19 protein-coding genes are annotated in these 23,208 nt (G+C 38.3%); 15 read left to right on the top strand and 4 right to left on the bottom strand.

What is annotated here, in order from left to right:
- Positions 1 to 247 precede the first annotated feature (247 nt).
- The 6 genes from ACQQ2I_RS11115 to ACQQ2I_RS11090 all read left to right on the top strand — a co-directional run bounded on the left by ACQQ2I_RS11115 (position 248) and on the right by ACQQ2I_RS11090 (position 10,294).
- Positions 248 to 1,369: an AAA family ATPase gene (locus tag ACQQ2I_RS11115; protein ID WP_431026861.1), complete on the top strand. Its 1,122-nt coding sequence runs from the start codon at positions 248 to 250 to the stop codon at positions 1,367 to 1,369.
- A gap of 54 nt (positions 1,370 to 1,423) precedes the next feature.
- Complete coding sequence (locus ACQQ2I_RS11110) at positions 1,424 to 2,914, top strand: VWA domain-containing protein (protein WP_431026859.1); 1,491 nt, start codon at positions 1,424 to 1,426, stop codon at positions 2,912 to 2,914.
- A 68-nt stretch (positions 2,915 to 2,982) separates the two neighbouring features.
- On the top strand, positions 2,983 to 3,816 hold the full coding sequence (locus tag ACQQ2I_RS11105; protein WP_431026858.1) for a DUF2785 domain-containing protein: 834 nt from the start codon (positions 2,983 to 2,985) through the stop codon (positions 3,814 to 3,816).
- Positions 3,817 to 4,133: 317 nt separating this feature from the next.
- The gene (gene acnA / locus ACQQ2I_RS11100; protein ID WP_431026857.1) at positions 4,134 to 6,842 is read left to right on the top strand and encodes an aconitate hydratase AcnA; all 2,709 of its coding nucleotides are present in this window, start codon (positions 4,134 to 4,136) and stop codon (positions 6,840 to 6,842) included.
- Between the two features lie 727 nt (positions 6,843 to 7,569).
- Positions 7,570 to 9,795, top strand: a complete 2,226-nt coding sequence (locus ACQQ2I_RS11095) for a 5'-nucleotidase C-terminal domain-containing protein (protein ID WP_431026856.1) — start codon at positions 7,570 to 7,572, stop codon at positions 9,793 to 9,795.
- 241 nt (positions 9,796 to 10,036) lie between these two features.
- A complete protein-coding gene (locus ACQQ2I_RS11090) occupies positions 10,037 to 10,294 on the top strand; it encodes a hypothetical protein (protein WP_431026855.1) in 258 nt (85 codons plus the stop codon).
- Between the two features lie 59 nt (positions 10,295 to 10,353).
- Here the strand turns inward: ACQQ2I_RS11090 and ACQQ2I_RS11085 are convergent, their stop codons facing one another.
- The 3 genes from ACQQ2I_RS11085 to ACQQ2I_RS11075 form a co-directional block, all read right to left on the bottom strand.
- Complete coding sequence (locus ACQQ2I_RS11085; RefSeq protein ID WP_431026854.1) at positions 10,354 to 10,677, bottom strand: nucleoside triphosphate pyrophosphohydrolase; 324 nt, start codon at positions 10,675 to 10,677, stop codon at positions 10,354 to 10,356.
- A gap of 90 nt (positions 10,678 to 10,767) precedes the next feature.
- A complete protein-coding gene (locus tag ACQQ2I_RS11080; RefSeq protein WP_391370618.1) occupies positions 10,768 to 11,064 on the bottom strand; it encodes a DUF2653 family protein in 297 nt (98 codons plus the stop codon).
- Entirely contained in the window at positions 11,052 to 11,528 is a 477-nt protein-coding gene (locus ACQQ2I_RS11075) for a hypothetical protein (RefSeq protein WP_431026853.1), read from the bottom strand. The genes ACQQ2I_RS11080 and ACQQ2I_RS11075 overlap by 13 nt, the downstream gene beginning before the upstream one ends.
- A 254-nt stretch (positions 11,529 to 11,782) precedes the next feature.
- On the opposite strand from ACQQ2I_RS11075, the gene ACQQ2I_RS11070 reads away from it, so the two are divergent.
- From ACQQ2I_RS11070 to purU, 3 genes are all read left to right on the top strand, one after another.
- The gene (locus tag ACQQ2I_RS11070; protein ID WP_431026852.1) at positions 11,783 to 12,766 is read left to right on the top strand and encodes a diaminopimelate dehydrogenase; all 984 of its coding nucleotides are present in this window, start codon (positions 11,783 to 11,785) and stop codon (positions 12,764 to 12,766) included.
- Positions 12,767 to 12,943: 177 nt separating this feature from the next.
- Entirely contained in the window at positions 12,944 to 13,522 is a 579-nt protein-coding gene (locus ACQQ2I_RS11065; protein WP_431026851.1) for a hypothetical protein, read from the top strand.
- Positions 13,523 to 13,528: 6 nt separating this feature from the next.
- Positions 13,529 to 14,422, top strand: a complete 894-nt coding sequence (purU, locus tag ACQQ2I_RS11060; protein ID WP_431026850.1) for a formyltetrahydrofolate deformylase — start codon at positions 13,529 to 13,531, stop codon at positions 14,420 to 14,422.
- Positions 14,423 to 14,555: 133 nt separating this feature from the next.
- Here the strand turns inward: purU and ACQQ2I_RS11055 are convergent, their stop codons facing one another.
- Positions 14,556 to 16,016 carry an IS1182 family transposase gene (locus ACQQ2I_RS11055; protein ID WP_431026849.1) on the bottom strand — a complete coding sequence of 487 codons (1,461 nt, stop codon included), beginning with the start codon at positions 16,014 to 16,016 and terminating at the stop codon, positions 14,556 to 14,558.
- A gap of 388 nt (positions 16,017 to 16,404) precedes the next feature.
- On the opposite strand from ACQQ2I_RS11055, the gene ACQQ2I_RS11050 reads away from it, so the two are divergent.
- The 6 genes from ACQQ2I_RS11050 (at position 16,405) to ACQQ2I_RS11025 (ending at position 23,197) form a co-directional block, all read left to right on the top strand.
- Positions 16,405 to 16,704: a hypothetical protein gene (locus tag ACQQ2I_RS11050; protein ID WP_431026848.1), complete on the top strand. Its 300-nt coding sequence runs from the start codon at positions 16,405 to 16,407 to the stop codon at positions 16,702 to 16,704.
- A gap of 1,407 nt (positions 16,705 to 18,111) precedes the next feature.
- Positions 18,112 to 18,819: a CoA transferase subunit A gene (locus tag ACQQ2I_RS11045; protein WP_431026847.1), complete on the top strand. Its 708-nt coding sequence runs from the start codon at positions 18,112 to 18,114 to the stop codon at positions 18,817 to 18,819.
- Entirely contained in the window at positions 18,816 to 19,469 is a 654-nt protein-coding gene (locus ACQQ2I_RS11040) for a CoA transferase subunit B (protein ID WP_431026846.1), read from the top strand. Before ACQQ2I_RS11045 ends, ACQQ2I_RS11040 begins: the two co-directional genes overlap by 4 nt.
- A gap of 173 nt (positions 19,470 to 19,642) precedes the next feature.
- The gene (locus tag ACQQ2I_RS11035; protein WP_431026845.1) at positions 19,643 to 20,263 is read left to right on the top strand and encodes a TetR/AcrR family transcriptional regulator; all 621 of its coding nucleotides are present in this window, start codon (positions 19,643 to 19,645) and stop codon (positions 20,261 to 20,263) included.
- A gap of 104 nt (positions 20,264 to 20,367) precedes the next feature.
- Positions 20,368 to 21,510 (top strand): acyl-CoA dehydrogenase family protein, encoded by a 1,143-nt coding sequence (locus tag ACQQ2I_RS11030; RefSeq protein ID WP_431026844.1) that lies wholly within the window; start codon positions 20,368 to 20,370, stop codon positions 21,508 to 21,510.
- A 43-nt stretch (positions 21,511 to 21,553) separates the two neighbouring features.
- On the top strand, positions 21,554 to 23,197 hold the full coding sequence (locus tag ACQQ2I_RS11025; protein ID WP_431026843.1) for an AMP-binding protein: 1,644 nt from the start codon (positions 21,554 to 21,556) through the stop codon (positions 23,195 to 23,197).
- The last annotated feature ends 11 nt before the right edge of the window (positions 23,198 to 23,208 follow it).

The raw sequence follows: 23,208 nt of genomic DNA, 5'->3' as shown, positions 1-23,208 counted from the left end.
GTACTTGCAACGCCCCATAAGCCATTCTGCGGCTACGGCCAATGCTATTGTGAAAGTTTAATTCAATGGATTTAGATTTCAAATTCTTAAGGTGTTTTAGCAAAATTTATTGATTACGAACGATTATCGACAGAACAATGTTTAAAAAATTACCAAAAGTGAAAGATGATAATAAGAAATAATGGACGCCGATGATATTCTCCAAAAACAAAACATAAAATTAGGTTAGAAGAAGGGGGAGCGAAATATGTCATATATGAAGTTGCAGCAAATACAACAGTGTTTAAATAGTAAGTTTTATGACCGTGAGGCTGAAATTGAAGCGCTGATGACAGCCCTTCTCTCACGCCAACATATCGTGTTCATCGGCCCAGCTGGTACAGGAAAAAGCGCGTTATCTTCCATGCTCGGTAAAATAGTAGAAGGTAGCCAGTACTTTCAACATTTATTAACACCTTTTAGTACACCAGAGGAGTTATTTGGTGTGCTATCACTAAAAGATTTAGAGCAAGGCATTTATAAGCGCAATATAGAAGGGATGCTCCCAGAAGCTCACTTTGCATTTATAGATGAAATCTTTAAAGCAAACTCTGCTATATTAAACTCTTTGTTAACGCTTATAAATGAACGCATTTATTATAATAACGGCGTGCCCGTTACTTCACCGCTTATGACGTTAGTTGGTTCTTCTAATGAATATATTGAAGAAGAGGAAGGGTTAGAAGCATTATTTGACCGATTTTTACTTCGGTATGAGGTAGAGTATATTCGAGAGGAAGATTCATTTATTTCAATGCTAAAAGATGAACGAGAAATGACCATGCCGACATTAACATTAGATGAGCTTAATTTTCATCAGAATCGTGTGAAATCTGTTTTCATTTCGGATGCCATTTATCAAACACTTGCTAAAGTACGTAGTAAACTACGAGATGAGGGCATTCGCCCATCGGACCGTCGTTTCAAACAGTCGCTATCATTGTTGCAAGCGAAAGCATATTTAGAAGGCCGTTTTGAAGTGACACGTACGGATATAGCATTATTGAAACATGCATTATGGGAAACGATTGATCAGAAGGAAAAAACAGAAGAAATTTTGCACGATATTTGCCATGATACAGTAGAGGCATTTATTGAACGAATTGTACCGGAGTTTGAGGACGTTATTGTTAATGCGCGAAATGCCATGATTCGTCGTACACCTAATTCACATGCAACAGTAAGCGAATTATTGATCCAGGGGAAATCTCTATTTTTAGAAGTGCAAGCGATGCATCGCCAAGCGCCTAATCGGGAAGAGCTCATTCAGTTAAAACAGGATATGCATAAACGATTATTACAAATCACGACGGATGTGATTGGTTTTTAATTTTTCATAAATTTAAGGCGGCTAGTGTAGACGCCTTTTTCTGTAGGTGAAAGTATGAAATATGTATATAGTCAAACGGTTTTATCTCCTTCCGAGCGCCAATTTGAACGGTTTAATGAACTAATGGGATTAGCTAAAATGCTACAAGAGACTTGTGAGGAAGGTGAAAAAATATATGCCGGTTTTACGAATATCCTCGGGGATATTTGGTATGCTTTTTATACATTTCAGCCGCAGTTGCAGTCTAATATGCAGAAACATCTTCCGATTCAGTACGATTTAGTAGAGCATCTCATGCAGACGGAGGAATTTAGAAAATGGCAACAGTTAACGGTAGCGGATGATTTATTAGCGGTATTAATGACGGTATCGCTAGGGGAACAGCTAAAAGCATGGTTAAAGGACAACCGGGCAGTACGTGATGCACAATGGAAGCGAGAGCGCGCTGAAAGAATGGGACAGCGTGTACATGACCGAATAAAAGAACTTCAAGTATTGCAAGAGGATTTGGATGCCTCCATGCAAGAAAAAAGGCGTATCCAGCTACAAATAGAATGGAACGAAAAACAGCTAGTTACTTCACAACAAGAAAAACAGCAAGCATTAAAAGAATTGCAAAATACGATGAAGGACCTATTAAAGGGACAGTTGAGTTTGATGCTCTCCCATTCGCGAAAAGCAGTAAGGGAAACTAAGCAAACAGTGGCAGAAGTAGGCGCTCTAGGTGGCAAAAAGTTAAACACGGTGCCGATAACGGAGCAGTTCCAACTAGCAGAGGAAATTAGGCAACAGGACGTATTACAAAAAATTGCGGAATTAGTAGGGCGCTTTAAACGTATTGCTAGGAAAAAACAAAAAATAAAACATAAAATGACGATGGAGCGTCAAAACATTACGTTAGGTCAAGAAGTGGGAAGGCTTTTGCCGCTGGAGCTAGCACATTTTATCATGCCTCATGCCAAGCTTGATTTTTTACGCCGTTATGCAGAACAACAGACGCTTGTCTTCGATACACACGGAAAAGAGCGTAAAGGACGCGGACCAATTATTATTTGTATCGATGAAAGTAGCTCCATGACATCAATCAAAGCAGAGAGTAAGGCTTTTTGTTTAGCGTTACTAGCGATAGCACGGAACCAAAAGCGTGATTTAGCCATCGTACCATTTGCCAGTGATCTTGGGGAAATTATGGTGTTTCCAAAAGGACAATCAACCGTTGATGAGGTGTTAGCATTTAATCGGCGTTTTTTAGGCGGCGGTACAAATTATGAGAAGCCTTTACGTGCCTCGCTCGATATTTTAACAACAAGTGAATTTAATCACGCGGATATTTTATTTGTAACAGATGGATCAAGCTTTTTACCAAGCCGTTTTTTAGAGGAATTTAATTTAATCAAGCAAAAGCGTAAGTTTGAATGTATAGCTGTTATACTAACGAATTTAATCAATACGGTAGATGTAGAACTTGTGAAAAGCTTTTCCGATAAAGTTATTGAAGTGAATACATTACTAGATGCAGAAGAAGCATTTTCAATCGGCGGATAGTTCCTCCTAGTCAAATCGGTTGTTGTCTCTTAAAATGACAATAATGATTTGATGAGGAGGAATATTTTTTGAGAGAAACATTACAAATGGTGCTTGCCCAATCTTTAGAGGAGCGTCAAGCATATATAAACGAGCACCCAACCCTATTACAAGACATGTTAGCGCATATTGGTGACCCAAATGGTGAGCTTCGGGATCAGTTAAATTATCGCTTGTTTATTGAACTATTATCCGCTAATCAAATTCCACATGAACAATTGCAAAACATTGCATTAACATTAGTGCAGGAAGATGGACTGTTATACGGTTTAGGGGAAGTCAATACAGATGCTGTTTATACGCGTTCATTTGCAGCACTTTGGTTAACAGCTCTTTTACATGCGGATCGCCAATTACACATTTTATCTCACGACACAATTCAAGCCATTACGATGAGTGCAGTCAAGCTATTACAACGAGAGCTTGACTTACGTAGCTTTGTTAGTGAGGCACATGGCTGGGCACATAGTATAGCGCATGTGAGTGATTTAGCTGTTGCACTTATTCAACATCCCGATTTTAGTATGCATAGTGCACCGCAATTGTTACAAGGGATTAAGGCGGCGTTTTGGAAAGGGTATGTATTTGTAGATGATGAGGAAGAACGATTTACAAAAATAGTAGAAGCCATTATGTTAAAAGGATTTGAAGAAGATGTTTTAGTGGAATGGGTGGAACAAGTATTTGACAGATTAGAAATGAGTGCGTATGAGCGCGGCTATACACCGGAGTGGTTTAAAGCACGAACGAATATTTTGCATTTTATGAAGAACCTTTATTTCACGCTGAAGTTTTCAAATCACTACGATAAATTACGCGGGGTGACATCAATTTTTATCCAACGTTGGCTGAAACTTTCTTAAATGAAAGCGAAGTCATTGTATATTTTAGGGTCTTTACGAGCAACCTAAACAAGTGTTTGTTGTCAGCAAGTCTTAATAGTACGCGATAAAAATAAAACGATAAGAAACGGTGTTTTAGAAAAAGAAAATTTTACTATGCCAAATCTGCTCGTTATTGTAGAAAAATGTCGTATTTGCGCTAGGTCATAAATTAAACTTATTGCAAAAGATAATATTAATGTAATTTACTTATGTTAAAAAATAAGATATGATAGTTTTTGGAGAAAAGAAGCTTACATAATAGCCTTTTCAATTATGAAAAATAGGGGGATTTACAAATGGCACAAGAGAATTTACACAATAGCCGTTCGTCTTTTGAAGTTAACGGTAAACAGTACAACTACTACCGTTTAGCTGCAATCGAAGAAGCTGGTATTGCAAACGTATCACGCCTTCCTTACTCAATCAAAGTATTATTAGAATCAGTTTTACGTCAATATGATGCATATGTAATCAAAGAAGAGCACGTAAACGAATTAGCAAAATGGGGCGCTGGCGCAGACGCAGAAGCGGAAGTACCATTCAAACCATCTCGCGTAGTTTTACAAGACTTCACTGGTGTACCAGTAGTAGTAGACTTAGCTTCTTTACGTTCAGCAATGAAAGAAATGGGTGGTAACCCAGACAAAATTAACCCTGCAATTCCTGTTGACCTTGTAATTGACCACTCAGTACAAGTAGACAAATACGGTAATGCAGCAGCATTAAACGCTAACATGGACCTTGAGTTCGAGCGTAACGCTGAGCGTTATAACTTCTTAAAATGGGCTCAAACTGCTTATGATAACTTCCGCGCTGTACCACCAGCAACTGGTATCGTACACCAAGTTAACTTAGAGTATTTAGCTCCAATCGTACACGTTAAAGAAAATGCAGATGGCACTTTCGAAGCATTCCCAGACTCAGTAGTAGGTACTGACTCACATACAACAATGATCAACGGTATCGGCGTTCTTGGATGGGGTGTAGGTGGTATCGAGGCTGAAGCAGGTATGCTTGGTCAACCTTCTTACTTCCCGATTCCAGAAGTTATCGGTGTTAAATTAGTAGGCGAATTACCAAACGGTACTACAGCTACTGACTTAGCTTTAAAAGTAACTCAAGTTTTACGTCAACGTGGCGTAGTTGGTAAATTTGTTGAGTTCTTCGGTCCTGGTGTAACAAAATTACCATTAGCTGACCGTGCAACAATCTCTAACATGGCTCCAGAATATGGTGCTACTTGTGGTTTCTTCGCAATCGATAACGAATCATTAAACTACATGCGTTTAACTGGTCGTGACGAAGAGCATATCGCTGTTGTAGAAAACTACTTAAAAGCGAACGACATGTTCTTTGACCCAACTTTAGAGCCAGTTTACACTGATGTTTTAGAAATTAACTTAGCGGACATCGAAGCAAACCTTTCTGGTCCAAAACGTCCACAAGATTTAATTCCTTTAACTCAAATGCGTAATGTTTACCGTGATTCTGTAGTAGCTCCACAAGGCACTCAAGGTTTCGGTTTAACTGAAGCAGAATTCGACAAAACGTCTACAGCTAACTTTGCTGAAGGTGCTGTTGAAATTCCAGCAGGTGCGGTTGCAATCGCAGCAATCACATCTTGTACAAATACATCAAACCCATACGTGCTTTTAGCAGCTGGTTTAGTAGCTAAAAAAGCAGTAGAGCGCGGCATCAAGCCAGCTAAATGGGTTAAAACATCTTTAGCACCAGGTTCTAAAGTAGTAACTGGTTACTTAGAAGATTCTGGCTTACAACAATACTTTGATGCAATCGGCTTCAACACAGTTGGTTACGGTTGTACAACATGTATCGGTAACTCAGGTCCATTACTTCCAGAAATCGAAGAAGCGATCAAATCTAACGACTTATTCGTAACTTCAGTACTTTCTGGTAACCGTAACTTCGAAGGTCGTGTACACCCATTAGTAAAAGCTAACTTCTTAGCATCACCACCACTAGTTGTAGCTTACGCTTTAGCTGGTACTGTAGATATCGATCTACAAAAAGATTCTTTAGGTAAAGACAAAGATGGTAACGATGTATTCTTCGCTGACATCTGGCCTTCAACTGAAGAAGTAAACGCAGTATTAAACCAAGTAGTTACTCGTGAATTATTCCAAAAAGAATATGAAACAGTATTCACTGCTAACGAAAAATGGAATGCTATCGAGACTTCAACTGAATCTCTATACACATTCGATGACAAATCAACTTACATCCAAAACCCACCATTCTTCACTGGTCTTTCTAAAGAGCCAGGTGCGATTCAAACTTTAGAAGGATTACGTGTAATGGCTAAGTTCGGTGACTCAATCACGACTGACCACATTTCTCCAGCTGGTTCAATCGGTAAAGATACACCAGCAGGTAAATATTTAATCGAAAACGGCGTAGCAATCCGTGACTTCAACTCTTACGGTTCTCGTCGTGGTAACCACGAAGTAATGATGCGTGGTACATTCGCGAACATCCGTATCCGTAACCAAGTTGCACCAGGTACAGAAGGTGGTTTCACTACTTACTGGCCAACAGGTGAAGTTGAGTACATTTACGATGCATGCATGAAGTACCAAGAAGCAGGCACTGGCTTAGTAGTATTAGCTGGTAACGACTACGGTATGGGTTCATCTCGTGACTGGGCTGCTAAAGGTACATTCTTACTAGGTGTTAAAACTGTAATCGCACAATCTTATGAGCGTATCCACCGTTCTAACTTAGTGATGATGGGTGTATTACCATTACAATTCATGGCTGGCGAATCAGCTGATACTTTAGGATTAAAAGGTGACGAAACAATCGCTGTTAACTTAACTGACGATGTGAAACCACGTGATATCCTAACTGTTACTGCAACTTCTCCAGAAGGTAAAGTAACTGAGTTCAAAGCATTAGCTCGTTTCGACTCAGAAGTAGAAGTAGACTACTACCGTCACGGTGGTATCCTACAAATGGTATTACGTAACAAAGCTCAAGAAGCTTAATTTGCGCATACCAAAAGAAGGCAAGGTCCCGTGTAGGACTTTGCCTTCTTTTTATTTGCCACGCGTGGTGATTTACCTTTTACTATTAAATAGAGCATTAGAATACGTTGATTTCCGCTACGGTTGACTCGCTTTCCACAGGCACGGCTTCAACTAATTTATTTCGGCTATTGCCGAAATAAATGGATTTTCAGCTCGGGGCAACATGATGTTGCTCACAAAGGCGTTGCCACAGGACGTGGCGACTTTAGCCTTTGATCTTTCTCCTGCAGGAGTCGAGTTGCCTCCGCTCCAATCAACAAGCAAGCGCCTTTTATTAACCATTTCATTAAAAAATCACGCTAATTACCTACCGATATTTGTATAATCAACACATCTGATTGTTTGCTATTTTTGTCCGTTTAACACGTCTATGTTTTGTCTATCATCATCTTAATAGTAGCTACCATATATGTAGGGTAGAAAGGTTTTCTAAATTTTTTTTCGTGGCGTCTTTTTATGCAAGAAAATTTTGTAGCAATTAGATTGCATAAGTAAAGATAGTCTTTAGTATCGTTTTGCGCAACGTATAAGTTTTTGAAGGAAAATATATCCATTAACAATTTATTAACAAACTACATGATAACTTAAACATAGTGATCAGAAAATTAACAAAGGGAAATATAGATTATATATGTAAAATTTTGTACAATTAAGTGGTAATTATTAAATAGTTGGAGGTCTGACAATGAATAAACGCAAATTATTTGCTACAGTAGGTGCAGCAACAGCTAGTTTAGTAGCGGTTTCAGGTGTATCTGCTGCAGGGTTTACAGATGTAGATGCGAAAAACTCACACTATGAGAACATTTTAACATTACATGAAGCAGGTGTTATTAACGGCTATGCAGATGGTACATTTAAACCTAGCCAGGCTGTAACACGCGGTCAAGCTGCGAAAATGTTAGTGAATGCATTTGGCTTAACAAAAGGTCCAGGAACAGCATCATTTACAGATGTTCCAGCATCAAACGAATATGCCGAAGCAATTGAAATTTTAGCTAGCTATGGTTTCATTAAAGGATATGCTGACGGTTCATTTAAACCAACAGAAGAAATTACACGCGGTCAATTTGCTAAAATGGTCACAAACATTTTAGAAATTACAGGTGAAGGTGCTAATCCATTTACGGATGTTACATCTTCTAGCGAATACTATGAGGCAATTATAGCACTATATGAAAATGGCTTAACAACTGGTACTACTGAAACAACGTATAGCCCAGATGCAGATGTAACACGTGGCCAATTAGCTTCCTTTATCGTACGAGGCTTAGCATGGTTAGAAGAAGCGGATGTTGAAGAACCAGAAGAGCCAACTGAACAACCAACAGAAGAAAACACATTTGATTTATCAATTTTACATGTTAATGATACACATGCAAATGTTGACAAATTACCGAAGCTTGTAACAGCAGCAAAAGAGTACCGTGCCCAAAATGAAGATGCGCTATTATTGCATGCTGGTGATGTGCTTAGCGGTACGTTATATTTCAACGAATTCCACGGTGAAGCAGACTTAGCGTTAATGAAATTAATGAATTTTGACGCAATGACACTTGGAAACCATGAATTTGACTTAGGAAGCTCAGAGGAAGGTCACCAAGCGTTAGTAGACTTCATTAAAGGTGCAAATTTCCCGGTATTAAGTGCAAACGCAGATTTTTCAAAAGATGCGAAGTTTGCTGATATCGCAAAATATGAATATACTGCTGACTATGTCGATGGGAACCTTTACAAAGGAATTATTAAAGAAGTAAACGGTGAAAAAGTCGGGATCTTTGGTTTAACAACGGAAGATACAGAAGATATTTCATCTACTGGTGATGTAGATTTAACAAATTACCTGGAAGCAGCTGAAGAAGCAGTAGCAGCATTTGAAGAGCAAGGTGTTAATAAAATTATCGCTTTAACACATATCGGTTATGATGATAGCCCGTTAGTAGATAATGATATCGAGCTTGCCAAAAATGTAGAAGGTATCGATGTAATTGTTGGTGGACACTCACATACACAATTAGACGAGCCGATCATCGTTGATACAAATACAGTTGGCGTAGCGAAAGATGCAACATTAATTGTACAAGCGTACCAATATGCTGACTACCTCGGTACATTAGATGTAACATTTAATGAAGAAGGTGTTGTGACAGAATACGCGGGTGAATTAATCAAGCTTGCTGATGTAGTGGAAGATGAAGAAGCATTAAAAATATTAGCGCCATTCAAAGAGCAAGTGGATAAAGTAGCAAATAATGAAATTGGTGTAACATTAGAAGCGGAACTAACAAATCCACGTCAGTCTTCTGAAAGTGATACGCCAGGTGAATCAGTACGTGCAAACGAAACGATTCTTGGGAACTTAATTACAGATGGTATGCGCGCCAAAGCACAAAAATTCACAGATAAAAAAGTCGTAATGGCTCTTCAAAATGGTGGCGGTATTCGTGCAGCTATCCCGGCAGGTAATGTAACGGTTGGTCAAGTAATTACAGTACTGCCATTCGGTAATACGTTAGCATTAATGGAAGCTACAGGTGCCGAGCTACAAGCGGCGTTTGAAGTATCTCTGAAAAATGCACCAAAAGAGAACGGTGGATTCCTGCACATATCAGGCGCTCGTGTAACATACGATTCATCTAAACCAACAGGTGAGCGAGTTGTATCAATTGAATTGTTAAATGAAGATGGTACGTATGCCACAATTGAAGCAGATAAAACGTACACAGTTGCAACAAATGCGTTTACTGCTAAAGGTGGAGACGGTTTTGATATGTTTGCGAAAGCATACGCTGAAGGCCGTGTGACAGATTTAGGTTTATCAGATTGGGAAAACTTCGCGGAACATTTAAAAGGTTTAAAAACAATTCCGGCTGAAATCGAAGGTCGCATTATTGACAAAGAAGCAAAATAAGATTGAAATCCATTTCGAGAAATTTTCTCGAAATGGATTTTTTAGGTAATTATATGTAGATATTTTATAGAAGAAGTTCTGTTCATTCGTATATTATATAAGGTACTACTGGCGAAAAGGCTTTTGTAAAAATGTAATTCAATGTATATAGTTAACTATGAGTCTATTTTATAGTATAAATCTTTTGTTTTAATAATACATAATGTAAAATAAGGGAAAGTAATTGAAAGGAGCTTATAAGATGGCGAGGTATGTACTACTAGCAAAACTCCATAGTGGTCCTCATTTCTTATTCCGGTTTGATCGACAGGAGATACTAGAATGTTTATATCAATTTCCAACGACCAAAGGACTGGAAGCATTAACAGAATGGCCACTAGAGACACATAAAGAAATGAGCTTCTTCTTAGAAATGCTTATAAAAAATGTAAAGTACTATCATTTAAAAGATTTAAAGACGTCGAAAAAGGAATTTGTTCATTTCGATTCTATAATATAAGAAGTTCAAGGGCATGTAGGCCTTTGAACTTCTTTTAGTTAAAAGAGTAAAATGGATATTTATTGCGATATACTATTCAAGTAAATTCCCTTTTCAAATCCACCTTTTTTCTTCTTTTTTTCAAGACGAATGGCTTCAAAATCTTCAGGTGAGACATCATGTAGTTTAATAGCCGCATAGATTAATTCTACCATATCGACTAATTCTTCAATGGCTTCATCTTTCGAATGGGCTGCATGATACTCATCTAACTCTTCATACATTTTTTTCGTAATTTCATGCTGGTGTTCGAGAGGGGAAAGTAGCTTTAATGAGTAACTTCCACCGTCTTTTGTTACGAGTGAAGGTACTTTATCGCGAACTAATTTATTTAATTCAACCATGGGATAGCCTCCTTTATCTATAGTTTACTATGAAAAAAAGACGCCTGAAAGACGTCTTTTTAAATTAATAAAACAAGTATTCTAGTTAGATTATGACCATTCTACGTGGGCAATCATCCCAAGCTCGTCATCAATATCAAGATGAATACGAGCTGCCATCGAATCTTGATGAAGTTGTTCGTCAATGTAAAGACGAATAGCTGTAATGAAATGAGCTTGTTTATACTCGTCCATTACGCCGTTGTAGTATGCTTCTGCACTATATCCGACTTCGTCATCATAGCAAAGCTCTACTTCAATATGTTCAGGCTGTGTTTGCTTGAATTTTGCATGGAAGAAGCAAACGGCATTGATTAAATCTTGTTCCTGTAAAACTAGCTTTTCCATTGTGTTGCCTCTTGTTCTTTCTCTTTTTTACGTGTAATCATTCGAACGATTTTTACTACTAAGAAGACAATTAATAGAATCGCACCTACATTAATTAGGAGACCAAGGATCGAACCAAGTACGCCTAAATTACTAAATAGACTACCGAATAGTAAACCGGCTAAACCACCGATGAATAAACCTTTCATTAAGCCACCAGCAGAGAAGCCACCTTTTTTCGCTGTTGTGTCTGTTGTATTGTTTTTATTCGTTGTGTTGTTATTTGTAGCGGTACCGTTGTTATTTGTGTTTGTATCATTGTCTTTGTTTTGCATGTTTGACGTGTTATTGTTTGAATTGAAGCCCTTTTTCCCTGACTTGTAGGACTTTGCTTCGACTTGATGATTATCAAACATAGGGAATACTGTGCCGACACTTGAGAAGACAAGTGCAAAGGCTAAAAATACTGCTGTTAACTTCTTCATGTTGTTCCTCCAATAAATAAATTTTCACTTTTTAAGTATAGCAAATTTTGACTTAAAGTCTAAGAAAGATGCTCATTATATGTACGAATGAGCTTTAAAAAAGTTTCATATTTATTTTGCATATTGAATCAAACAAGATGAAAAACACTTGTGTATTTTTATACTAAACGTTAGAATAAATATTAAATTTAGTGGGAATTCAGAAAATCACATTAGTATGTGATTTTTTTAGTTCCGATGTAGGAGGATAATATATGAGTGAAATTCGAATTGGTATTGTTGGGTATGGAAATTTAGGACGCGGTGTTGAAGCGGCTATTTCACAAAACCCTGACATGGAATTGGTAGCGGTATTTACACGTCGTGATCCGTCGACAGTACAAATCGGTGCTGAAGGTGTAGGCGTTTATTTAGTAGACGAAGTACAAAACTTTAAAGACAAAATTGATGTCATGATTCTTTGTGGTGGTTCTGCAACGGATTTACCGGAACAAGTGCCTCACTTTGCACAATGGTTTAACACAATTGATTCATTTGATACACATGCAAAAATCCCGGAATTCTTTGAGGTAGCGGATAAAGTAGCGACAGAAAACGGGACAGTATCGATTATTTCAGTAGGTTGGGACCCAGGTTTATTTTCATTAAATCGTTTACTAGGTGAGACAGTTCTTCCAGTAGGGAATACATATACATTCTGGGGTGACGGCTTAAGCCAAGGTCATTCAGATGCAGTTCGTCGCATTGAAGGCGTTAAAAACGGGGTACAATATACACTACCAATTCGTGAGGCGGTAGACCGTGTACGTGCTGGTGAAAACCCAGAGTTATCAACGCGTGAAAAGCATGCACGTGAATGTTGGGTAGTATTAGAGGACGGTGCAGATGCAGCGGCCATTGAAAAAGAAATTAAAGAAATGCCAAACTATTTTGCAGACTACGACACAACAGTGAACTTTATTTCAGAAGAAGAGTTAAAAGCGAATCATTCAGGCATGCCACATGGTGGATTCGTCATTCGCTCTGGTGAATCAGGCGTTGGCGATAAGCAAATTCTTGAATTTTCACTGAAGTTAGAGTCTAACCCAATGTTTACATCAAGTGTACTTGTTGCGTATGCACGTGCAGCGCATAAGTTATCACAAGCAGGCGACCGTGGTGCCAAAACAGTATTCGATATTCCATTCGGTTTACTATCACCAAAATCGCCAGCAGACTTACGTAAAGAGTTACTATAATGGTAAAGGCAAAATCGTATGATGCGGTTTTGCCTTTCCTTTTATGGAGAGAATCTATTTATCGCTTAAGTTTCACGTAAGCTTGCCTTTTCAAAAAATTGAAAATATGATACGCTCTACACGATAAACTTCAGATTTTCGGTGGAAATGACGAGGAAGAAAGGGTGGTCATTTCACGTGACAGCAAAAATTCAATATAACGGGATGCTTTTATTAGCATCATATGTACAGCGCCTTTTCGTAGCAGAACAAGTAAAGGGGCGATTAGAGGAAGAAAGTACACAACTGGCAACGGTAAAGGATTATTTTGATTCAATCAATGCCATCATGCCCATGTTTACACAGACAAAAGTATTAACAGTCACACAGGGTGAAAAATTACGTGCGATATTAAGTGGTGTAAAAGATATGATGCAGCATTACTTTGAGTCATTAAACACATCGTATGAGTACAAACTACGCATTGTAACATCCTCATTATTTGCGGAGAAATTAATGGTTACAGGCATTCTGAACTTAGGCAAAATCTTCAATGAAGATGTAGGAACTGACATGAAAAAACGTGAGCAGTTTTATGAAGAACGAGCAACGATGATGAATAAATTAGTAGCCGCACATGCAGCGGGCAATGAACCAACTGAACAAGTCGTAGCCGTTATCAATAATTGGTTTGAAGGCATCATCAAACAACAAGATCATATTTTGAAAGATATGGAGAAAATGGCACCGATGATTGGCATCGCAGAAAGGGAGTAAGAGAAAATGAGTACATCACCAGCTTTAAAAAAGGATCAGCAATTACAAAATCGTGCGCGCATTTTAGTGAAATGTCCTGACAAACCAGGCATTGTCTCACTATTATCGTCATTTTTACATACGCATAATGCAAATATTATTGCATCAAATCAATATTCAAGTGATCCAGAAGACGGTACATTCTTTATCCGTATCGAGTATCATTGTGAAAATTTAGTAGGTAAGCGTGATGCGATGGAAAAAGAGTTTGCACAACTAGCAAAAACGCATGATATGACATATAGCTTCCATTATAAGGCGATTCGTCAACGTGCAGCAATTTATGTATCCAAAGAGACACACTGCTTAATGGAGCTTTTATGGGAGTGGCAAAACGGAGATTTAGATATGGATATCGCCGTGGTTATTAGTAACTCAGATGTTGCCCGTCCAATGGTAGAGGCGCTTGGTATTCCATACTACTACATTCCAGCAAACAAAGATATTCGCGAGCAAGTAGAAGCACAGCAAATTCGTTTAATGGAAGAGTTTAAAGTGGATCTTCTAATTTTAGCGCGTTATATGCAAATTTTAACGCCAAACTTTGTGGCGCATTTTGAAAGCCGCATTATTAATATTCATCATTCATTTTTACCCGCATTTATCGGAGCAAATCCATATGCACGAGCATTCGATCGTGGTGTGAAACTGATCGGTGCAACAAGCCACTACGTTACAAATGACCTTGATGAAGGACCGATTATTGAGCAAGATGTAGAACGTGTCGATCACCGTGATGACGTGGCTACATTAAAGAAAATCGGGCAAAAAATCGAACGTCGTGTCCTAGCGAAAGCGGTAAAATGGCATTTAGAAAACCGCATCATTGTAGAAGGTAATAAAACAATTGTATTCCACTAATACGACAGCACTCTAACGGATTGTGAGGGCACTGAAAAACTTGCATTTTTAAAGCGAATTAGTTTTCAAAATAAAAGAAGGCACTTTCTGTTCAATTTTGAACAGAAAAGTGCCTTCTTTCCTTGTTTATTTCTTACTCTTTTTCGTTTATTAACTTTAATATTCGCTTGAGGTTTACGGCGAATATTGTTGTCGCCCCTTGAATCTCCATGCCAAATAGACCCGCAGACGATGCTGTATCGTACCCGTGTCCATTTTTTAACTCACTATTTTTCGCTTCCACTTTATAGCGCTCTTTCGCTAGTTGGATAAATTCATCTGTTTGTTGGAAAGCCAGTTGCGCCTCGTGTGTTTCAGATTTTAGGCTTACGGAATACGTTTTACTTTTCGCGCCTTCTTTGTAACAACCATCACGTAAGGGGCATACTTTGCATTTCTCAATATCAAAGTAATGTGTTTCTGTTTGATTTCTATTTTGTCCCTTTTTACCCGTTCGTGCTTTTCGTATGGCTAAATGCCCAGCTTTACAAACAAATCTCCCGGCATCTTTATTGTATTCGAATTTGTCTTCTTCTTTTCGTGTGCCTTCTGAAATAACAGGATTTAACTTTGAAACGAGTGCAATGTTTTCTTTATTTGTATATTCAATATTTGCTTTTTCTGAATAAGCTGTATCTCCAATAACTGTGTCTACTTTTATACCTGCTTGCTCACTTTTTTCAATTAATTCTTGTAAGTACTTTCCATCACTTTTTTCACCTGTTGTGATGACTGCAGCTGTAATGATTCGTTCATCACTTAACGCAATGTGTGTTTTATAGCCAAAGAAAGATGAGTCAGCTGTTTTATGCCCTTTTTGTGCATCTGCATCGGATGAATAGGAAAGGTGCGCTTGGTAATCCTCTACCACTTCCTTTAACAGATTTAATTGTTCTTTCACAGCGGGTACTTGTGCAATTTGTGGTTCCTTATCAATTACTTCGATTAATTTTTTACAGTAAGTGACTTCATCTTTTACTTCGTTAGACGTATTTTTTTGAGGGAACTTTTCTTTCATAGATGCATCCATTTTATAGATGGCTTTTCGTAAATTCTTTGATTTCTCTTGTAAAAATTCTTTTGGTGATTTTTGATTATAACGTGCTTTTGTATGTGTGGCATCCACAATAATGGATTTACTTTTAATGATGCCCTTTTCCAATGCAATTTCAACGGTTTTCCCAATTAACATATCTAATAGACTGACATCTTTTAGACGCAGCCGACGGAATTTTGTGAGTGAACTTGGATCGATCACGTCATCTTCTGGTGCCATATCTAAGAAATATTTAAAAGACATGTCGTATTTAGATCGCTCTACTAAATCAACGTCCGATACATCATAAATCGCCTTTAATAATAAATACTTAAACATACGGATAGGCGGAATCGCATTTCGTCCATTATCCGAACAGTATTTTGTTTTTAATTCCTCTAGAATAAAGGTAAAATCGACCAGTTCATTGATCTGACGAAGCATGTTATCTTTTGGCACAACAATATCGTAAATCGCCATAAATGGGCTTAAGTTGAGTGTTTCTTGGTTTGAAATCATTGGGAGCACCACCTGTAATTCGTTCCTTCTATTATACAAGAAAATCACTTTTTTTAGGTGAGAGAGTGATGAATTCGTTCTTAGTCGTTACCCGTTGATTGGAGTGGAGGCGACGACTTCTAGGGGATTAGCGAGCAGCTTGAGACCCTGGACTGAGCGCAGCGAGGGAAGCGGCTCAAGGCTCGCCCCCAGAAAAGCGTTCGCCGCAACGGAAAGCAACGACATCGCAGAAAAAAGCCAGTTCTTGAACGATGTCTTGCTCAAGAACTGGCTTAACTTATTTAAAGACTTTTTCAGTGCCCTTACGGATTGTTAGGGTGTTTTTTATTATAGAATAGTTAAAATTTGGTATAATGGAGAGCGTATATAGCTGAAAGGGGCTTTAGTTATGTCAACATTCTTCATTATTATGCTTATAATAGGCATACTTATTGGCTGGCTCATGTCATATTTATATAGAGATAGAGAAAAAGTGGATAAGGGTTTTACATTGATGTATGCAAAATTATCTTATCGTAGAAAAATGATTCGTACATTGTGGATGTTTCCTATAGTCGCTTTTCTACTAATTATTATTTTTAAATATAGTTCATTTGATACAACCACGAATATACTTGTAGCGATGTCATTAACAGTATTATTGATTATCCAAACCGTATATAACTATTATCAGTGGAAGAAACAATGAAATTATTAGGTAAAAGGCAACACCGGGACGATAGCGGGTTGCCTTTTAAATTTGCTATTTTCCTTGACTACTGTAACTTAAAGTTCCAGATGTGTTGATTATACAAATACTAGTAGATCATGAGCGTGCTTTTTAGTGAAATGATTAATAAAAAGGCGCTTGCCCGTTGATTGGAGCGGAGGCGAGTCAGCCGTAGTGGAAATCAACGTATTCCAATGTTCTCTTTAACAATAAGAGGTAAATCAACACGCGTGTTAAAGCTCACTATTAATGAGAGAAAATCTTTTTACTATTTCTAAATAACAATCTCATCATTTTACCCAATTGAAATAAATGTCATGTTAATAATAATGCCAATTACAATACCGATAATGACCGCAAATAGTCCTAATACGATTTCGTATGGCTTTAATAACATACATTCCCTCCCTTCCATTTCCAATGTAATGAATAAAAATCACTATTAATTTAAAATGAGCAAATCCTGAAACATATATTACCATTGTTTTAACCGTTGATTTCCGCTCCATTCGGCTCGCGTTCCACGGGCATGGCTTCAGTCTCCTCGTCGCTCGTACCTCACTCCTGCGGGGTCTTCAGCTCATGCTATTCCCGTAGGAGTCTCGCCGATTCCGCTTCAATCAACTGGCAAGTCATTTTTGATTACGTTTTTCTAAAGAAAAAATGCTTCTATAAAGGAAATATTTTGTTACTCAAAACACTTTGTTGAATACAATAATCAGTTGCTAAAAATATAGAAAGATTATCATCTGTTAAGGTAGAGGCTGGGCAATTATACTTGCAAGGAGAAAGGAAATGATTTCTTTTAGATAATAGAAATATTTTTCTAGCATATCGAGAAGCATTGACTTTTGCCGTAGCGCGCCATAGCCACAGGAGCCAAGATTTTCTTTGCGACGAAAGTGCAACGTCAGGAGCAGGAACAGGAGATCCAAACAGGCCGCGCCTGTTTTAGCTCCTGTGTAGGCTGTGGCAAAGCGCGGAGGCTATGATACAAACCTTTCGCTATTTAACTGGTATTTTTAGGATGAATTTTAGCTTATTACGACTATTGATTTAAAAAGCAATTGAATTTGAATAGTATGACGTGGTCGATTTAGATGCAGTATACGTACAATACTATACAAATAGCACAATTTACCGAAAGAGATTTTTTAATAGATTTATACATATAAAGTACACTCATTTGCATATAGTAAATAGTATGTATAGATTTCGTTGTACACCATTTCGCGTGCTAAAGATGCCATCACCAATCTTTCGCTAATAGCCTTAAGTAAATAATATTACTATTCTATCAAAATTTTAAAATTTTAGAATTTTTAGTTTACTAATTTAAGTAAATTTGTATATAATGAACTTGAATTTACTTAAAGGAGGTATTTTATGCAAAAAACAGAAAAAACAATACATGAAATATTGTCGAACTTGCAAGATGGCGCTCGGATTTTAGTTGGTGGATTTGGTCTATGTGGCATTCCAGAGGTAGCAATCGAGGCAATTCGTCAAAAAGGCGTGAAAGAGCTAACGGTTGTTAGTAATAACTGTGGTGTAGATGATTGGGGGCTAGGTTTACTGTTAGCGAACAATCAAATTAAAAAAATGATTTCTTCGTATGTAGGCGAAAATAAAATTTTCGAGCAGCAATTTTTAAGCGGTCAGCTTGAGGTGGAGTTAACGCCACAAGGGACATTAGCAGAGCGCATTCGAGCAGGTGGAGCGGGTATTCCGGCCTTTTATACAGCTACAGGTGTTGGTACGCCAGTTGCGGAAGGCAAGCCTGTAAAAGTATTTGACGGGAAAGAATATATCGAAGAGCGCGGCATTGTAGGAGACTTTGCATTTGTAAAAGCATGGAAGGCAGATAAATTAGGCAACCTTGTGTATCGAAAAACAGCGCGTAATTTCAATCCAATTATCGCAACAGCGGGTAAAATCACTGTGGCAGAAGTAGAGGAAATTGTTGAAGTTGGCGAGCTAAATCCAGATGAGATTCATACACCAGCCGTCTATGTGCAACATGTTATTTTAGGGGAATCCTATGAAAAGAGAATTGAAAAGCGTACAACAAGAGCAGAGGAGGTAGTAGGATGACATCTGTGAAAGATCGTATTGTCAAACGAGCCGTACAAGAAATTAAAAATGGTATGAATGTCAATCTTGGCATTGGTATCCCGACACTTGTAGCAAATGAAATTCCAAGTGACTACCAAGTGTTACTACAATCAGAAAACGGTTTATTAGGCATTGGTCCATACCCGTTAGAAAATGGTGTAGACCCAGATTTAATTAATGCAGGAAAAGAGACCGTGACGGCCGTAGCAGGGGCATCGTTTTTTGATAGTGCCGACAGCTTTGCGATGATTCGTGGTGGACATATTGATGTAGCGATTTTAGGTGGGATGGAAGTATCGGAACAAGGCGATTTAGCCAATTGGATGATACCAGGGAAAATGGTGAAAGGCATGGGCGGTGCAATGGACCTTGTGCAAGGAGCCAAGCGTGTCATTGTCATTATGGAGCATGTATCGAAATACGGTGAATCCAAAATTAAAAAGACGTGTACATTGCCATTAACGGGACAAAAGGTCGTTCATCGATTAATTACAGAATTAGCTGTTTTCGATTTTACAGAGCAAGGAATGGTATTAATTGAAACGGCTCCTAATGTAACAGTCGAGGAAATTCGAGAAAATACAGAAGCCGATTTTATTGTATCTGAAAATCTGAAAAACCACGCATAAAACAGAGAAAAAAGAAAAAAACGAGTGAATTCTGTTTATTTTAGTAGACTCTACCATTTTCGGGTGATATAGTGTAAATAAATTCGAAATGACAAAAAATAGAATAAAATTGTTATTTCGATAGAAAAATAGACGCGAAGAATAAGGAGTGGTTTATAGGAGGAGTAAAATCGATGGTTAGACAATCAGTTAAACAGCGAATTATCGAAACAGCGCTAGATCTTTTTCAAGAAAACGGTTATCACGGCGTTTCGGTAGATGAAATTGTTGAAACGGCAGGTACATCAAAAGGTGGATTTTATCATAATTTCAAAGCAAAAGATGCGTTGCTGTATGAAATACATGATGTATTTATTTCATACGTTTTAAAAGAAACAAAAGTAGCGTATGAACAATATGAAACACCGATTGATAAAGTGTGTGCGATGCTGTATGCATTTACAAATGTATTTCATTTGTATAAGCGACATATTACCGTTTTCTACGATGAAAGTGCGTATTTACCAGCTCATTATAAAACGGTCATTAAAGAAAAGAGAACAGAATACCGTAAGCTAATCGAGCGAGTGATAGAAGACGGGAAAGCAAGTGGGCATTTTAGGGAAAGTACTTCAACGACCATCACAACAATGGCGATTATCGGATTAGTGAACTGGACATACAAGTGGTATTGGCAAAATGGATGTTTAACAATGGAGCAAATTACACTGTATTTTAATGATATTATCTTACGTGGCATCGTGACGGAAAAAGGATATGAAGAAGCATTCGCAAAAAAACATTTATTAGAATAAAACGGAAGCAACCAGCATATAACATACTGGTTTTTTAAATCAATAATACAAACCGACTAGTCGGTACAGACTGAATAGTCGGAAAATAGAAAGGGGTATATTTAATGAATTTTGAACTAACAAAAGAACAACAAATGATTCGTGATATGGTGCACGAGTTTGCACAGGCAGAAATTGCACCACATGCAAGAGAGCTAGATGAAAAACATGAATTCCGTAAAGAAAGCTTCGATAAAATGGCAGAGCTAGGTTTATTCGGCATTCCATTTCCAGAAGAGTATGGTGGATCCGGCGGTGATACCATTTCATATGCACTAGCAGTTGAAGAAATTGGTCGCGCTTGTGGCGGTACAGGGTTATCGTATGCAGCGGCGGTTAGTTTAGGGGCAACACCGTTTTATAACTTCGGTACAGAGGAGCAAAAACAACAATACTTAGTCCCAATGGCGCAAGGGAAAACACTCGGGTCATTCGGTCTAACTGAGCCAAATGCTGGATCAGATGCAGGTGGTACTCGTACGAAAGCTTATTTAGATGGCGATGAATGGGTAATCAATGGTGAAAAATGTTGGATTACGAATGCTAGTTATGCACGTCAAATCGTTGTTACAGCAGTTACAGGGCAGGATGAGCGTGGTAAAAACATTATAACAGCAATTATTGTGCCGACGGATACACCAGGGGTAACAATTCGTTCAGACTATCAAAAAATGGGTGTTCGTGCATCGAATACATGTGAAATCGTGTTAGAAAATGTACGAGTACCAAGGGAAAATGTGTTAGGTGACGAGAAAAAAGGCTTTGGCCAATTCCTGAATACATTAGATGGTGGACGTATTTCGATTGCTGCACTATCAGTAGGAATTGCACAGGCGGCATACGATAAGGCGCTACAATATTCGAAAGAGCGCGTACAATTTGGAAAATCGATTTCCAAGCTACAGGCGATTCAATTTAAATTAGCAGATATGGCGATGGAAATTGAATTAGCACGTAATATGGTACACAAAGCGGCATGGTTAAAAGATCATGGCAAGCCGTTCAAAAAAGAGGGCGCATTCGCAAAATTATTTGCCTCTGAAATGGGCTTCCGTACATGTAATCAGGCGATTCAAATTCATGGTGGCTACGGCTATATGGCAGAGTATGATGTAGAGCGTCACTTACGTGATATTAAATTAATGGAAATCGGAGAAGGTACATCCGAAATTCAACGTGTTGTTATTTCACGTGTTATAGGTTGCTAAGCTTATCTAGAACTTTGACAAATGAATAATAGGAGGAAAGCGTATGGCAGAACTGGTTTATCAAACGATTGGTGAGCTACTGGAAGAAAAGGCTGTAAAGTATCCGGAACGTGAGGCATTAGTGTATGCAGATCGTGATGTACGAATGACGTACAAACAATTTAATGAACATGCAGATAAAGTAGCAAAAGCATTGATGGCGATTGGGCTTGAAAAAGAGCAACATTTTTCTGTCTGGACAACGAATGTACCCGAATGGCCGGGCCTACAATTTGGCTCTGGTAAAATGGGGGCACCACTTGTTACAGTCAATACGAATTATCGTGCAAGCGAACTAGAATATTTATTAAAGCAATCCGATTCACGGGCGATGATTTTAATCGATCAATACCGAGACCATTCGTTTATTGATACGATGTATGAATTATGTCCTGAACTAAAGGAATGTGAGCCTGGGAATTTAAAAAGTGCTCGCCTACCGCTTTTGAAAACCGTAGTTGTGATTAGTGATAAAAAATATCCGGGCACTTATAGTTATGAGGAGTTTTTAGCTACTGGTGTCAACATTTCTGATGAACAACTTGCAGAACGCAAACAATCCTTAACATATGATGATGTCATCAATATTCAATATACATCCGGTACGACGGGGTTCCCGAAAGGTGTCATGCTTCGACATTCTAACCTGATTAATAATGGCATTAATATTGCAGAATGTATGAAGCTAACATATGAGGATCGGTTATGTATTCCCGTACCGTTTTTCCACTGCTTCGGCTGTGTCATTGGTACGCTAGCAATCGTATCAGTAGGTGGAACGATGGTGCCTGTTCAAGAATTCCACCCAGAAGTGGTGTTACGAACAGTTGAAAAAGAAAAATGTACAGCACTTCACGGTGTACCAACAATGTTTATTTCTGAGTTGAATTTACCGAATATTAAGGAATTTGACTTGTCGACGCTGCGTACAGGTGTAATGGCAGGCTCTAACTGTCCAATCGAAGTCATGAAAGATGTGATCAATGTGATGGGCATGAAGGACATTACAATTTGTTATGGTCAAACAGAGTCATCGCCAGTGATTACACAAACGCGTCCGGAAGATTCTTTAGAAATGAAGACAGAAACAGTTGGTCGTCCGCATCCAAATGTTGAAATTATTATTGCTGAACCGGGTACAAATGAAGAGTTACCACGGGGTGAGCAAGGCGAAATTTGTACGCGCGGTTATGTTGTGATGAAAGGGTATTATAATAACCCAGGTGCAACAGCTGATGCGATTGATGAAGATAATTGGCTACACACAGGTGATCTTGGCACGATGGATGAAGATGGCTTTGTTCGTGTAACAGGTCGGTTAAAAGATATGATCATCCGCGGTGGGGAAAATATTTACCCACGAGAAATTGAGGAATTCTTATATAAATATCCGAAAATACTTGATGTCCAAGTAGCTGGTGTACCTGATGAAAAGTATGGTGAAGAAGCCGCAGCTTGGATCATTTTGAAGGAAGGGCAAACGGCAACGGAAGAAGAAATACGCGAATTTTGTACAGGAAAAATTTCTCGTCACAAAATTCCGCGCTATATTTACTTCGTAGACAGTTATCCAATGACCGCTTCAGGAAAGATTCAAAAGTTCAAACTACGTGAGCAGTTTCAAGGGTTTTCAAAAGCATTACAGTAGGGGAGGTTTCG

The organism is Lysinibacillus sp. LZ02, assembly GCF_050613145.1.
GTDB lineage: Bacteria > Bacillota > Bacilli > Bacillales_A > Planococcaceae > Lysinibacillus_B.
This window is presented reverse-complemented; position numbering and strand designations above follow the sequence as displayed.